Genomic DNA, 14,066 nt, shown 5'->3' on the forward strand with positions numbered 1-14,066 from the left:
CATGCAGTACGGCGCTGACTACAACCCCGAGCAGTGGCCCGAAGAGATCTGGGACGACGACGTCCGCCTCATGCGTGAAGCTGGCGTCACTGTCGTGAGCCTCGGGATCTTTTCATGGTCGCGAATTCAACCATCGGAACACGTGTGGGATTTCGGATGGCTCGACCGTTGTCTTGACAAACTTCACGCCGCCGGAATTCAGGCAAATCTCGCCACGGCGACGGCATCACCACCACCCTGGGTGAGTGTCGCGTATCCCGACGTACTGCCGACAGACGAACGGGGCGCAATCTACTGGCCGGGCAGCCGTCAGCACTTCGCACCTTCTTCACCGTCTTACCGACGACTTGCGGGCGAACTCGTGAGTCGCATCGCCGAGCGATACGTTGACCACCCCGCAGTGGTGCTGTGGCACGTCGGAAACGAGTACGGCTGTCATTTGTGGGCCGACTACTCCGACTCGGCGCGGGATGCCTACCGAAACTGGCTGCGACAACGCTACGGCAGCATTGGTGCGCTCAACGCGGCGTGGGGAACCGATTTCTGGTCGCAGCGCTACAGCGATTTTGCGGAAATTTTTCCGCCGCGGTTGGCGCCGTACAGCCACAACCCCTCGTCGATGCTCGACTTTCGCCGGTTTACCTCCGACATGCTGCTGGAGTGCTATCTCGCCGAGCGCGAGATCTTGCAGAGCGCTGGCGCCACACAGCCCATCACGACCAACTTCATGGGTCCGTTCAAGCCCGCCGACTACCGGGCGTGGGCTCCCCACATGGACGTCATCGCCGACGATTGCTACCCCGACCCAAATAACCCCCACCGCGTGCGGGATGCAGCATTTCAGCGCGACCTCATCCGTTCCCTCAAGCCCGGTGTGCCGTGGCTTCTCATGGAACAAGCAACGGATGCCGTCAACTGGCGCCCCACGAACCCCGGAAAACGTGCCGGAGTACTTGCCGCAGAAACAGCACAGTCGATCGGGCGCGGTGCCGACGGCATCATGTTTTTTCAATGGCGACAGTCTCGCGCGGGAAGCGAGAAGTTCCATTCCGCGATGCTGCCCCACGCGGGAACCAACACGCGAATCTGGCGAGACGCTTCTTCGCTCGGGGCACGTTTAGCGTCATTGCCGGAGCTCCCAGCGCCCGGTCGTGATGCGCGAGTGGCACTGGTATTCGACTGGGAGAACTGGTGGGCTGTCGAAGAGCGAGACCACCCGATAGAGATCGACTACCTCGCGATCACACTCGCCTGGTACGGTGCGCTGCACCGCCGCGGAATCATGGTCGACATTGTTGCTCCCGAGGGCGTCGATGAGGGCTATGACCTCGTGATTGCACCGGCGCTCTATCTGTTGCGTGACGAGGGTGCCGCCGCCTTGACTCGCTTCGTCGCGGCGGGCGGCACGGCATTGATTGGCCCCTTCAGCGACATCGTTGATGAGCGCGATCAGTTTCGAACCGGGGGATTCGTCACTCAGCTCGTTGAAATGCTCGGCCTTCGATACGAAGACGTTGGCGCACTCGGCGGCGAAAGCACAGGCGGCACCGGTGTCGGTCTGCAGCACGCACGAACCGCGGCAACGCCCGGTGATCGCGTTGCTGTGCGCATGGGAAAAGGCGACTTTTCGGGATCTGTCCTCGCCGAAACAGTGCACGTGATCGGCGCTGAAACAGGCGCCCCCGCTGAAGTCGTGGCGACGTTCGTCGACGGTCCAGCGGCTGGCTCGCCGGCGCTCACGCAGCACCCCCATGGTCGCGGCTCGGCCTGGTACATCGCGACCGTGCCCGACGCCGACGGCATCGATCTGATCGTCGGTTCCGTTGTGGCGGCATCCGGTGTGAAACCCGTCATCGAGGATGTGCCGGCGGGGGTCGAAGTGGCACGTCGCGGCAGCCTCGTCACTGTGATTAATCACACCGACAGCGAAGTTGACGTCTCGCTCGACGGTACCGACATCGAAACCGGCAACCATGTCGGCGTTCGTCGCCTGCAGGCGCAAGAGGCGCTGTTCGTTTCGATGCCGATTCAAGAAAATTTGCAACGCTAAACCCCATCCGAAAGGGCACCATGAAGACCAGATCTCGCACTGTCGCGACCATAGCCATCGCCAGCGCCGGAGCGCTCCTCCTCGCCGGTTGCGCGGGGGGTGAAGAAGGCGCGGCCTATGACCCAGAAGAAGAGGTCTCGCTCAATTTCGCGTGGTGGGGCAACGATGACCGTGCTGACCGTTATGGAAAGCTCATCGATGCATTCAACGAGGACTACCCGAACATCACGATCAACTCGACGTTCAGCGACTTTCCGAGCTACTGGGAAAAGCGGCAGACCGAGGTAGCCGGTGGCGGCCTCCCCGACGTCTTCCAGTTCTCCGATAGCTACCTGCGTCAGTATGCAGAACCCGGACACGTGCTGGACCTCTCGACGGTCGCTGACCAGATCGACTTCACGACATTCGATGACGCGCTGCTCGGGACCGGGCAGTTGAACGGCGTGCAGTATTCGCTTCCGACGGGGTACAGCGTCTGGGCCAACTTCGTCAATGACGAGCTGCTCGCGGAGTACGGTCTCGATGCCCCGGAGGGCGGCACGAGCTTCGGCGAGTTCGACGAGTGGATGGCGGATGTCACCACCTCCACCGACGGTGCGCTCTACGGCGGCACCGACTATACGCAGCGAATTCAGGCGTTCGAGCTGGTGCTTCGCGCTAACGGCGAGAACCTCTACACGGAAGATGGCCAGCTCGGATTCGCCGAAGACGAACTGCGTGACTTCTGGACAAGCGGCGACGATCTCCGCGACGGCGTCACTGTGCCGCAGCAGCAACTCGAAGAGATCAGCCCGATCTCAGGGTTCGGGTCGAATCTCACTGCGACCGAGATGAGCTGGAGCAACTTCTTGGGCGGCTACCTTGCCGACTCTGGCTCATCAGCGATCTCGCTCGTGGCGCCCCCGACGGCGGTTGAGGGATCGAAAGACCTCTATCAGCAGGGTGGTTTGCAGATTGCGATCGCTGAAAACACCGAGCACCCAGAGGCTGCTGCGATCTTCTTGAACTACATCGTCAATAGCCCCCAAGCCGGCGAGATCTTCGGCACGACGCTGGGGTTCCCGGCATCGTCGTCGAAGCTGTCGGGTACGACCCTTGAGGGCGTCGACGCTCAGGTTGCTGATTACCTCGAGTCCGTCGCCGACCGCGTCGGTGAGGCCCCGCCCGTGCCGGTTGTGGGGTACGGATCGCTCGAGCAGACCTTCTGGGATCTCGGCAAATCGCTGGGACTGGGCGTCATTTCGGTTGATGACGCTGTCAGCTCGTTCTTCGGAGAAGCCGAAGTCATCCTCGGCTGAGAGCTGCCCGCGGTTGCAGCGAAACTGCGACCGTGACACACTTTTGGAAAGCGCTTACCCGCTTGAGATCAATTGCCCGCCGCGACAGATCTGTCGCGGCGGGCCCAAAGAAAGTAGGACACGGTGACCGACACGACGACAGCTTCGGCTCCCACCGCACGCCCGGCCGTGCGCGATATCGGCATCATCATGAATGGCGTTTCGGGCCGCATGGGATACCGCCAGCACTTGGTGCGCTCCATCCTTGCTATTCGCGAGCAGGGCGGCATTGAGATGCCCGACGGCACAAAAGTTACCGTCACGCCCGTGCTCGTTGGGCGAAACGAGCTGAAGCTCGCCGAGATCGCGGCGGAGCACGGCATCGAGAACTACACCACCGATCTTGATGCGGCTCTCGCCGACCCGCGCTGGGAGATCTACGCCGATTTTCTCGTGACGAAGGCACGCGCGTCAGCGTTGCGACGAGCAATTGCTGCGGGCAAGACGATCTACACCGAGAAGCCGACGGCCGAAACAGCAGAAGAAGCCTTCGAGATCGCGAAGCTTGCTGCCGACTCTGGCGTGAAGACAGGCGTCGTGCACGACAAGCTCTACCTGCCGGGGCTCCAGAAGCTCAAGCGGCTCATCGACTCGGGCTTCTTCGGACGCATTCTCAGCGTGCGTGGTGAATTCGGCTATTGGGTGTTCGAGGGCGACTGGCAGCCTGCCCAACGCCCCAGCTGGAACTACCGGGCTGAAGACGGCGGCGGCATCATTGTCGACATGTTCCCGCACTGGAACTATGTGCTGGAGAACCTCTTCGGCCACGTCAAGACCGTGTACGCGCAAGCAGCGACCCACATTCCGCAGCGTTGGGACGAACACGATGAGCCATATGCTGCGACGGCAGAAGATGCAGCCTATGGAATCTTCGAGATCGACGGCCGCGACGGTGAAATCGTCGCGCAGATCAACTCGTCGTGGACGGTGCGGGTCAACCGAGACGAACTCGTCGAATTCCACGTCGATGGCACGCTGGGGTCTGCGGTTGTCGGTTTGTTCGGTGCCAAAATCCAGCACCGCAGCGCCACGCCGAAGCCGGTGTGGAACCCCGACCTCGAAGACAGCCACGACTACGACGCCGACTGGGCGGGCATCCCGACGAACGACGTGTTCCAAAACGGGTTCAAGCAGCAGTGGGAAGAATTCCTGACTTCGTATGTTCTCGGAACGGAATACGAGTTCGACCTGCTTGCTGGTGCACGCGGTGTGCTCCTCGCCGAGTTGGGTCTTCGGTCGAGCAGCGAAGGCCGCAAAATCGAGCTGCCGAACCTGACGCTGGGCTAGAGCCATGACGACACTCACTCTTCTCGGCGCCGACGGCGGGCTCACGGCAACAGCTCTCAATGACGCTCCCGCATACGTCAAGCCCACGGTGCCGCTTCGCTCGCGCGTTGCCTACGCGGCAGCTCACGTCGTGCCGGTTACGTCAGGCGACAACACTCCAGGGCATCCCGCGCAGATCGACTGGGACGCGACGCTCGACTTCCGTCGAGCTGTCTATTCCTGGGGACTCGGGGTTGCCGATGCTATGGATACCGCGCAACGGAACATGGGGTTGGATGCCGCGGCCACCCGCGAACTGATCGCACGTTCCGCGCATGTTGCGCGGGAAGAGGGCGGATCCGTCGTTGTCGGGGTCAACACTGACCACGTCAGCGACGAGACCATCACACTGCGTGAAGTCATTGATGCGTATAAGCAGCAACTGCACTTCACCGAAGAGCAGGGCGCAGGCCCCGTGCTCATGGCAAGTCGCCACCTCGCGCGTGCGGCAGCATCGGCGGATGATTATCGGCGGGTCTACCGGGAAGTGCTCGAGTCTGCGACGACGCCCGTGGTGTTGCACTGGCTTGGCACAGCATTCGACCCGGCTCTTGCGGGGTACTTCGGCTCGACGGGGTGGCCGGAAGCATCCGAGGTGCTCTTGGACATCATCGGCGACAATGTCGACAAGATCGCCGGGGTGAAGATGAGCCTGCTCAATGCGGCATCCGAAGTGTCGGTGCGTGAGCGGTTGCCCGAAAGCGTCCGCATGTTTACCGGCGACGACTTCAACTACGTGGGTCTCATCGGTGGCGCAGACGTTCCCAATGCTCCACAGCCCGAGCGTGACAGCTCACGTGCTCGCCAGCATTCCGATGCGCTGCTTGGTGCCTTCGCTGCAATAACTCCGGTGGCGTCGGCGGCAATCCAAGCCTTGGATGCCGGTAACCCCGAGGGCTACCTCGACATCCTTGCTCCGACGGAGGCACTCAGCCGACAGGTTTTTGCTGCGCCTACCTTCTACTACAAAACCGGTGTGGCTTTTCTGTCCTGGCTTAACGGTCACCAGAGCGCGTTTCAGATGGTCGGCGGGTTGCATTCGGCGCGGAGTCTCCCGCACCTCTCCCGCATTGTTGAGCTTGCGAATTCCGCGCATGCTCTCGAAAACCCCGAATTGGCCGCGTCTCGATGGCACAGCATGCTGCGCGTGAATGGAGTGGACGCATGAGTGCACCCGACCCTCGCCTTTCGATCAACCAGGCAACGATCAAGCGCGCAAGCCTCAAAGAAGCCCTCGATGCCACGGCGCGAGCAGGTATCAGCGGAGTGGGTCTCTGGCGCGAGCCCGTGCAAGAAGTCGGGCTCGACACGGCCGCGCGAATGCTCGCCGACTCCGGACTTGTCTTCACGACGCACTGTCGAGGCGGTTTCTTCACGATGACTCCGGGCGATGCGCGGAATGCATCGCTCGACGACAATCGCCGTGCGATCGAGGAGACCGCGGTACTTTCTGCCGCTGCCGCGCCCGGATCGACAGCTGTCTTGGTGCTCGTCGCCGGTGGGCTGCCAGAAGGCTCTCGCGACCTGATCGGGGCGCGGGAACGCGTGCGGGATGCCCTGGGCGAGCTCAGCGCAGACGCGGATGCCGCGGGTGTGACGCTTGCGATCGAGCCGCTGCATCCGATGTACGCCTCCGACCGCGCAGTCGTGTCGACTCTCGGGCAGGCTCTCGACCTCGCGGCCGACTTTTCCCCCGAAACCGTGGGCGTAGCGGTAGACACTTTTCACATCTGGTGGGATCCGGAAGTGTTGCCGCAAATCGCACGCGCGGGACGAGAAGGCAGGATCGCCACCTATCAAGTGTGCGACTGGAAGACTCCACTCGCGGCAGACGTCTTGCTCAGCCGCCACTACCCCGGTGATGGTGTTATCGACTTCGCCTCCTTGACCTCGGCGGTCACGGCTGCGGGATACACGGGTCGTATTGAAGTAGAGATCTTCAACGAAGAGATTTGGTCGAGTCCGCCCGAAGAAGTGTTGCGCCGGACAGTAGCCGGATTCAACGCTGCTGTGTCGCCATCACTCGTGTCTCCATCGTTGGTGTCGCCATCGCGCCAGCAACCGTAGAATCGGCTCGATGAGCGACACGACGGTGGTACCTGCTTCACACGAGCGCGCGCGCACGAGCGCCCCGACTCTCGAAGATGTTGCGCGCGAGGCGGGTGTTTCGCTTGCCACGGCGTCGCGTGCGCTCAACGGGTCAACCCGCAAGGTCGCAGATTCGTATCGCGAGCGCGTTGAAGCCGCGGCGCTTCGACTTGGCTATACCGCCAATCTCTCCGCGCAAGCCACGGCACGTGGAACGTCGGCTGTCGTCGCGCTCTTGGTCGCCGATATTGCCGACCCCTACTTCGGTCAGCTTGCGGCGGGAGTCGCGCGCGGCGCCGACGAAGCTGGTCTCATCGTGACGATCTCGATCACCGAACGCAGCCTCGAACGTGAATTACGCCTCGTGCGTGCTCTCCGGGGACAGCGTCCGAGGGCTCTCATTCTTGCGGCTTCACGAAGTGATGACTCATCGGCGCCCGAATTGCAGGCTGAGCTTGATGCGCTTGCGGCAGCAGGCGGGCGGATCGTCGCTCTCGGGCCCGGCGCCGGCGAGGTGCGAAGCGTTCTCGTTGACAACAGATCCGGCGCGCGTGCATTAGGCGCGGCACTCGCAGCACGCGGGTATCGCCGCGCTATCGTGCTGGCAGCTGATGAGGGCGTGCGGACCTCCGATGAGCGCATTGCAGGCTTTGATGCTGGGTTCACCTCAGGTGGCGGCAGCATCGATCGCATCTACCGTGACGGCTTCACACGCGAAGGTGGGCACGCACTGATGCAACAGGCGCTCCGCGATGGGGTTGAGCCGGGAACCCTCGTGTTCGGAGTCAGCGACGTTGTCGCCATCGGCGGACTCGTCGCTATTCGTGAGGCCGGACGCACCGTGGGCGATGACATCGCAGTCGCGGGTTTTGACGATATCCCCGCCAGCCGTGACCTCACACCTGCTCTGACAACAGTGCACGTTCCGCTCGAAGACGTCGGCTACGAGGCACTCCGTGCCGCGGTTGATAACGATTGGCACCCAGACGCCGTCGTCACTCAGCTCGACGTGCGAATGCGTGAAAGCACGCCGGATAGATCGTGACGCGCGTCGCGTTCGGGGCTGACGCCCACCGGCGATCTCGTCATCGCCGACATGTCAAGACCGCATCACACCCGGACTCGTTAGGTTGGACAAATAGGTGCCCACGGTAGACGACATCATCGATCAGCTAGAAGACTGGCGCGGCGACGTGCTCGCGCGCGTTCGTGGTCTGATCAAAAACGCCGAGCCCGGTGTCCTCGAAGAGACCAAATGGCAGAAGCCGACGAACCCGCTCGGCGTCGCGACGTGGAGCGTTGAGGGAATCATCTGCACGGGCGAGACCTATAAAGACAAGGTCAAGTTCACGTTTGCCAAAGGTGCGTCGCTTGACGATCCCGAGAATGTCTTCAACGCAAGCCTCGATGCGAACGTCCGGAGGGCGATCGATATTCGTAAGGGCGAAGAGATCGATGCACCAGCACTCCAGGCTCTTGTGCAAGCCGCAGCAGCGCTCAACAGATCCACTCGATCGTGACGCGCGTCGTCTTCGCACCCGACAGCTTCAAGGGTTCGATTTCAGCAGCGGATGCCGCAGCAGCACTCGCGCGAGGGTGGAGCGCCGAGCGGCCCGGTGACGTTGTTGAGCTGCTGCCGATGGCTGATGGCGGAGAGGGAACCGTTGACGCGTTTGCTCTCGCGCTCCCGCACGCCCGACGCATGCCGATCACGGTCACAGGGCCCGATGGCGCCGCGGCTAGCGCATCGTGGTTGCTGGTTCCCGGGGGCCGTGACGGAGACGCGGCTGTCGTCGAACTCGCCTCGACATCCGGCATTGAGATGCTCGGTGAGAATCTGCTGCCGCTCGATGCGCAGACCCTCGGATTCGGCCAGGCGATTGCGGCGGCCCTCGACCACGGTGTCGAGCGACTCGTGCTGGGCATTGGATCGAGCGCGTCGACTGACGCGGGGGCCGGAATGCTCACGGCCCTTGGCGGGAACTTCTTCGACGCATCCCATACGCCGGTGCAGCCCGGACTCCGCGGTCTCAATGCAGTCGCGCAGGCCGATATGTCGGAGTTGCGTGCTCTCCCGCCGGGCGGGGTCATCGTGCTGAGCGATGTCACGAATCCGCTCTGCGGGTCGCGGGGTGCCGCGGCCGTCTTCGGTCCGCAGAAAGGTCTTGTTTCGGAGATCGCTGAAGCCGACCGCACGCTCGCGCGCTTCGCAAAGCTCCTCGGCGGCAACTCAGATGCGCCGGGTGCCGGAGCCGCTGGCGGCGCCGGGTTCGCCCTCGCCGCGTGGGGCGCAACACTCGTACCCGGAGCAGGTGAGGTCGCACGGCTCATCGGCCTGCCACAGGCGATCGCTGCGGCATCCGTCGTCGTCACGGGTGAGGGTTCGTTTGACGGGCAGTCTGCCGGTGGCAAAGCGCCCGCTCACGTCGCGATGATCGCCGCCGCAGAGGGCACTCGTGTCAACCTCGTAGCAGGGCGAATCGCCTCGGATGTCGTGACCGCTGGATTCGCGGAGGCCGTCTCGCTGACAGCACTAGCGGGCTCAGCTCGCAGTGCGCTCGCTGAGCCCGCTCGGTGGCTTGTGCAGGCCGGCGCGACTATCGCTCGAGCACACGCCGACTGATTTCTTACTTCTTGGGCACGCGGTTTTCTGCGCTCACCATCCACGACAGCTGCTCGAGGCGCTCAAGCACACCGTGCAGCACATCAGCCGTGGTGGGGTCTTCTTCGTCAACGGCGTCGTGCACTTCACGAATCGTCGACGTCACGTCGTCGATCCGTTCGGTGATGAGGTCGATGACCTCAGCCGTGTCGACTTCGCCCTGGGGAAATTCGGGAAGAGTCGTGGTCTCTGCCACGACGTCACTTCGCCCGTCGGGGAGAGCGTGAAGCGCTCGCATGCGCTCGGCAACATCGTCACCGAATTCGCGTGCCGCGTCGATGATCTCGTCGAGCTGCAGGTGCGTGTCGCGGAAGTTCTTGCCGACGACGTTCCAGTGGGCTTGCTTGCCCTGAAGCGAGAGCTCGATAAGGTCGACGAGCACCTTCTGCATGCTCTCGCTGAGCTCTTCCGACGCGCTGAAGCCGCGCTCTGCGTTCTGGTTGTCGGTCAGTTCAGCGCCGGTACCCCCGCGTGCCGCGCGACGGTTGTTCTTGGGCGTTGCTCCGGACTTTGTTGCTGTAGCCATCTTGAGGCTCCTTTCGCTGTCGGACGAGTCGACGATACGGAATCGGCGCATCCGGCTGCGGGGGATTGCGTGCTGCCTGTGGCAGTGATAATCGCGCTCAGATTGCGAGAGCCGCAAGCCCGGGGAACGACAAGTCGTGCCCCGATGAAGTCTTTACGCAGCGAAGGAGGGTGTGACTGCATCCGCGACAGATCAGGGTCACGCTTGCCTCATCTATCTCGGCTGTCGTTTCGGCGAGAGCGCCGGTGAGGTCGCAGAAGCGGCACGTGACCTGGGCCAGGGTCATGTCCGCGGTGAAAATTTCACTCAGCACGCCACTGGCCGCGTTGCCATCGACACGACCGATATCGACGGCACCTGTCGCGGGGTGGAATCGAGGCATCATGTTCCTCCGAATCGCTCCGTTTTGATCCTTGCGTCATTGAATCCGGATGCCTGGAGGAGGCGGGTCGTTGCCTCAACAAAACCAGTGGGTCCGCAGATATAGACAAGCGGGTCGTCGGCTGGCGAGATAACGGATGCCGCAGCTGTTGCAGCGTCGAGTCGTGCTGCAGGACGCGACCACCCCGCTGGGGTTGTGCGCGTATAGACCCAGTCGAGGGCGAAGCGTGAATCCATCAGCGCCGCCAGCTCGTCGGCGTAGAAGGCTTCGATTGGACTCCGCACCGAATACAGAAGTTTCATCGGTGCGGCACTGGCGTCTGCCGCGTGCGCTCGCGCTATCGAGACGAGCGGAACGATGCCCGACCCGCCGGCTATGAGCTGCACCGGCTCGGTTTGGGCGGCAGTCCACACAAAGTAGGCACCGAGCGGTCCGCGCACTTCAAGCTCATCGCCGATCATCATGTCTTCCACGAGGTAGGGAGACACTTCACCGTCGGGCAACTCATCGACCGCGATTTCGACGAGATCGCCTTCACCGTATGAGGCGAGCGAGTACGAACGCGCTGCTTGGTACCCGTCTTCAGCTGTCAATCTCAGGTCGAGATGCTGCCCAGGAAGATTGCCCGGCCACCCCGGCACTCGCAGAAAGAGGATGCGGGCGTGATCGTTGACCTGCTCCGCCCGCTCGAGTCGGGCATGGAGCCAGGCGGAAACGCCGCCGCTCACCAGTAGCGCTCTTCTTTCCAGGGATCCCCGTACATGTTGTAGCCGTTCTGTTCCCAGAACCCGGGCTCGTCTGTGGCCTGCAGGGTGAGACCACGCACCCATTTCGCTGATTTCCAGAAATAGAGGTGCGGAACGAGGAGGCGTGCGGGTCCGCCGTGTTCGGGCTCAAGCGGTTCGCCCTCGAACTCGGTAGCAATCCACGCTTTTCCCTCGAGCAGATCCTCAAGGGGCACGTTGGTCGTGTAGCCGCCATACGAATGCGCCATGACGTAGGCACCATCCGTTTCGATGTCGGCGAAGAGCTTGTCTAGTGAAACACCGCGCCAGTTCGTTGCGAGTTTCGACCACCGCGTCACGCAATGGATGTCAGTGTGCACATCCTCGACGCCGAGCGCGAGCATTTCATCCCACGACCACGTCGAGCGCTCGCCACTCTCGGAGACAATCGTAAGTTCCCAATCGGCGGTCTCAATGCGAGGCGTTGGCCCCGCCGATAACACCGGAAAGTCTTCGGTCAGATACTGACCGGGGGGAAGATTCTCGTCGGACTCACGACGTCGCCCACCAAATCCACGCGATAAAACCGCCATGCGCACCTCTCCTTAGCTGAGGCGAATCTACCGACTCTCAGCGTTGTCAGCGACCGGAGCGTGAGGAACATTGTCGAAATGTTCGGAGACAAGCATGATGCCACCGGAAGAGTTCGCTGAACTTGCCAACTCTTCCATCCACTCGGGACTCAACATCGTGGGTTCAGCATCGTCGAACACGAAGCGAAGCGGTATCGACTCCTGCAGCCAGATTGTGCTGCGACCGCGCGGCTGATCTTCCGGATGACGCCACGAAAGGGTGAAGCTTTCGCCGCGGCGAAGCTTGGTCGCAATGATGACCTTCAGGTGCGCGAGAGCTCGATCCTCGATGTGGATCGGTGTCGCGCCTCCGCCGTAATAAATCGTGCCCATATCACCAACAATAGCTCTCAGAAACCACCATGGTGATCACTATTTTCAGCGCCGGATACACTCGTTAATATGGGCCGATTCATCTACGACACGTCATCCAATTCTGTCGACATCGATGACCGCACGCTTGCGCATTTGCGCATCGTGGTGATGAACAAGTTGCGGCGTTCCGAATCGTTCATGTTCGATTTTGAAGTGGGTGATGGCAGCGGTCGTCGAAGCTACTGGATTGCACCCAGCGTGCCCATCCAGTTCCACTTCTACGGGAGTCGCACACCGCAGATCAACCGCGCCTGGGTGGAAGATCTGATGTTGGCCGCGTCTGGTCCTAACGGACTTTCGCTCACTCCTGAACCCGCAGACAGCGCGCCGCCGATTACTGGTTGACGACGGCCTGCAAGAACTGCAGGTCTACTCTTTTTCCAAATGCTCGGAGACGAGCATGATGCCGCCGGACGAGTTGGCGGAATTCGAGAGCTCTTCGATCCACTCCCGGCTGAGCGTTGCCGGCTCGGGATCGTCAAAAACGTAGCGCATGGGGATCGAGGGGTGCAGCCAAATAGTGCTGCGCCCGTTCTCATCGTCGTCAGGGTGAGTCCACGAGAACGTGAAACTTTCGCCTCGTCGCAGTTTTGTCGAGATCACGACTTTGAGGTGCGCGAGCGCTCGGTCTTCGATCTGGATCGGTGCTTCTGACCCGCCGTAATAGATGGTTCCCACACCGACACGATAACGCGTCCGCTTTCGTGGCGTTGGTGCTGCCCGTACGCACCGCCTGATCAAGTGTCAAGGGGGCTGCATTTCCTAGGTACGGGCGACATTGTTGAATGACAATAAGGAGGCGGCTATGAATCCACGCCCGAATCCGGAGAACATGCCGGAGCCCTCGGCAACCGACGCGCTTTTTGCGTCCGTTCCTCGAATCGACGTCATCGACGGCGAGCTAGTTCCGTTTGACTGGAGTAGCTCTGCACAGGATGCGCATTCGTCGAGTCCCGCACTATGAGGCGAGTCGGAAGAGTGATTGAGTTTTCGGAGAGCGGGTTACCCGCAGCGGCCGCTGCGAGATGATCTACGGCGATCGCCGCCATCTCGCGAATCGGTTGCCGCACCGTGGTGAGTGACGGCAGGAGCCACCGTGATTCGCGTAGATCATCAAAGCCCACGACAAGGACGTCGTGTGGAATGCTGCGATCCGCGTCCGCGGCAGCCGCGTAAACGCCTGCTGCCATATCGTCGGAGCACGCGAAAACCCCCAGCCGCTCGCCAGGGTGAAGCTCGCGCATGATGTTAAGCGTCGCATCCCGAGCGGAGGCTGTTCCCCAGCTTGCGGTGACGGTGTCGACGTAAGCATTCGGTCGTACGTCGCTGAGACGTTCGATAAACCCGCTCGCACGGGCCCGGCCAAAGCGGTACGGCGGATTGCCACCGACAACCAGAAACCGGGTGGCTCCCATGGCAGCCAAGTGAGTTGCGGCATCCGCTCCGCCGATCTCGTCGGTTGTTCGCACGTGGGATAGGGGGAGTGTCGCCTCGGCGCGCGGATCGACAACGATCATCGGAATGCCGGCCTCCGTGAGTACAGCGCGCTGAGTGGCCGTCGGCACCATGATGCCGAGCGCAACGCCTGCCGATCCCCGTCGGCGGATGCGCATGGGCCAGTCGTCATCTGGGGTGTCTCGTTCTTCCGTGAGCACGAGATCGTAGCCGTGGCGGGCTGCGGCGCTTCGTGCTCCGGCGGTGACCTCGTCGGCGTAAGCGTGATGAAAGCTTCCAAGCACGAGGTCGAATAGTCGCGTCGCGGCGGGAGGGCGACCGCCAGCTCGGGGTGAACGTGAATATCCGAGTTCTCGTGCGGCGGTCAGCACTCGCCGCCGCGTTGCTGGGGCGAGGTCGCCTCGTCCGGCGAGCGTGCGCGAGGCCGTGGCGATACTCACCCCTGCGGCTTCTGCCACTTGGGCAAGCGTTACGCGGTCAGAAATGCTCACGCGTTTAGTTTTGCGCA

Annotated in this window: 16 protein-coding genes; 9 read left to right on the top strand and 7 right to left on the bottom strand. The window is 62.2% G+C overall.

The genetic code is table 11. The annotated features are described in order from the left end of the window. Position 1 precedes the first annotated feature (1 nt). From FHS06_RS04245 to FHS06_RS04280, 8 genes are all read left to right on the top strand, one after another. Positions 2-2,050, top strand: coding sequence for a beta-galactosidase (locus FHS06_RS04245; RefSeq protein ID WP_167045855.1), 2,049 nt, complete (start codon positions 2-4; stop codon positions 2,048-2,050). 20 nt (positions 2,051-2,070) lie between these two features. Further along, entirely contained in the window at positions 2,071-3,348 is a 1,278-nt protein-coding gene (locus tag FHS06_RS04250) for an ABC transporter substrate-binding protein (RefSeq protein WP_167045858.1), read from the top strand. A gap of 123 nt (positions 3,349-3,471) precedes the next feature. Then, positions 3,472-4,674 (top strand): Gfo/Idh/MocA family protein, encoded by a 1,203-nt coding sequence (locus FHS06_RS04255; protein ID WP_310734888.1) that lies wholly within the window; start codon positions 3,472-3,474, stop codon positions 4,672-4,674. Positions 4,675-4,678: 4 nt separating this feature from the next. After that, entirely contained in the window at positions 4,679-5,881 is a 1,203-nt protein-coding gene (locus tag FHS06_RS04260; RefSeq protein WP_167045861.1) for a dihydrodipicolinate synthase family protein, read from the top strand. After that, positions 5,878-6,780, top strand: coding sequence for a sugar phosphate isomerase/epimerase family protein (locus FHS06_RS04265; protein WP_167045864.1), 903 nt, complete (start codon positions 5,878-5,880; stop codon positions 6,778-6,780). Before FHS06_RS04260 ends, FHS06_RS04265 begins: the two co-directional genes overlap by 4 nt. Positions 6,781-6,790: 10 nt before the next feature. Beyond that, positions 6,791-7,846, top strand: coding sequence for a LacI family DNA-binding transcriptional regulator (locus FHS06_RS04270; RefSeq protein ID WP_167045867.1), 1,056 nt, complete (start codon positions 6,791-6,793; stop codon positions 7,844-7,846). Between the two features lie 97 nt (positions 7,847-7,943). Then, on the top strand, positions 7,944-8,321 hold the full coding sequence (locus FHS06_RS04275; RefSeq protein WP_167045870.1) for a DUF1801 domain-containing protein: 378 nt from the start codon (positions 7,944-7,946) through the stop codon (positions 8,319-8,321). Continuing rightward, positions 8,318-9,424, top strand: a complete 1,107-nt coding sequence (locus tag FHS06_RS04280; protein WP_167045873.1) for a glycerate kinase — start codon at positions 8,318-8,320, stop codon at positions 9,422-9,424. The genes FHS06_RS04275 and FHS06_RS04280 overlap by 4 nt, the downstream gene beginning before the upstream one ends. 4 nt (positions 9,425-9,428) lie before the next feature. Here the strand turns inward: FHS06_RS04280 and FHS06_RS04285 are convergent, their stop codons facing one another. From FHS06_RS04285 to FHS06_RS04305, 5 genes are all read right to left on the bottom strand, one after another. Continuing rightward, positions 9,429-9,989 (bottom strand): Dps family protein, encoded by a 561-nt coding sequence (locus FHS06_RS04285; RefSeq protein ID WP_167045876.1) that lies wholly within the window; start codon positions 9,987-9,989, stop codon positions 9,429-9,431. Between the two features lie 97 nt (positions 9,990-10,086). Beyond that, positions 10,087-10,374 (bottom strand): DUF6510 family protein, encoded by a 288-nt coding sequence (locus tag FHS06_RS04290; protein ID WP_167045879.1) that lies wholly within the window; start codon positions 10,372-10,374, stop codon positions 10,087-10,089. Next, positions 10,371-11,099: an FAD-binding oxidoreductase gene (locus FHS06_RS04295; protein ID WP_310734889.1), complete on the bottom strand. Its 729-nt coding sequence runs from the start codon at positions 11,097-11,099 to the stop codon at positions 10,371-10,373. Before FHS06_RS04295 ends, FHS06_RS04290 begins: the two co-directional genes overlap by 4 nt. After that, on the bottom strand, positions 11,096-11,689 hold the full coding sequence (locus tag FHS06_RS04300) for a sulfite oxidase-like oxidoreductase (protein WP_167045884.1): 594 nt from the start codon (positions 11,687-11,689) through the stop codon (positions 11,096-11,098). Before FHS06_RS04300 ends, FHS06_RS04295 begins: the two co-directional genes overlap by 4 nt. 27 nt (positions 11,690-11,716) lie before the next feature. Next, positions 11,717-12,061: a DUF7882 family protein gene (locus FHS06_RS04305; RefSeq protein ID WP_167045886.1), complete on the bottom strand. Its 345-nt coding sequence runs from the start codon at positions 12,059-12,061 to the stop codon at positions 11,717-11,719. A 69-nt stretch (positions 12,062-12,130) separates the two neighbouring features. Between FHS06_RS04305 and FHS06_RS04310 the strand changes: the two genes are divergently transcribed. After that, complete coding sequence (locus tag FHS06_RS04310) at positions 12,131-12,448, top strand: DUF7882 family protein (protein WP_167045889.1); 318 nt, start codon at positions 12,131-12,133, stop codon at positions 12,446-12,448. 24 nt (positions 12,449-12,472) lie between these two features. Here FHS06_RS04310 and FHS06_RS04315 read toward each other — a convergent pair whose 3' ends face one another. Together FHS06_RS04315 and FHS06_RS04320 are read right to left on the bottom strand one after the other, a co-directional pair. Further along, positions 12,473-12,781, bottom strand: coding sequence for a DUF7882 family protein (locus FHS06_RS04315; protein WP_167045892.1), 309 nt, complete (start codon positions 12,779-12,781; stop codon positions 12,473-12,475). A 209-nt stretch (positions 12,782-12,990) separates the two neighbouring features. Further along, positions 12,991-14,049 (bottom strand): LacI family DNA-binding transcriptional regulator, encoded by a 1,059-nt coding sequence (locus FHS06_RS04320; protein WP_310734890.1) that lies wholly within the window; start codon positions 14,047-14,049, stop codon positions 12,991-12,993. Positions 14,050-14,066 lie beyond the last annotated feature (17 nt).

This window comes from Microbacterium halimionae, from assembly GCF_011761265.1.
Taxonomy (GTDB): Bacteria; Actinomycetota; Actinomycetes; order Actinomycetales; family Microbacteriaceae; genus Microbacterium; species Microbacterium halimionae.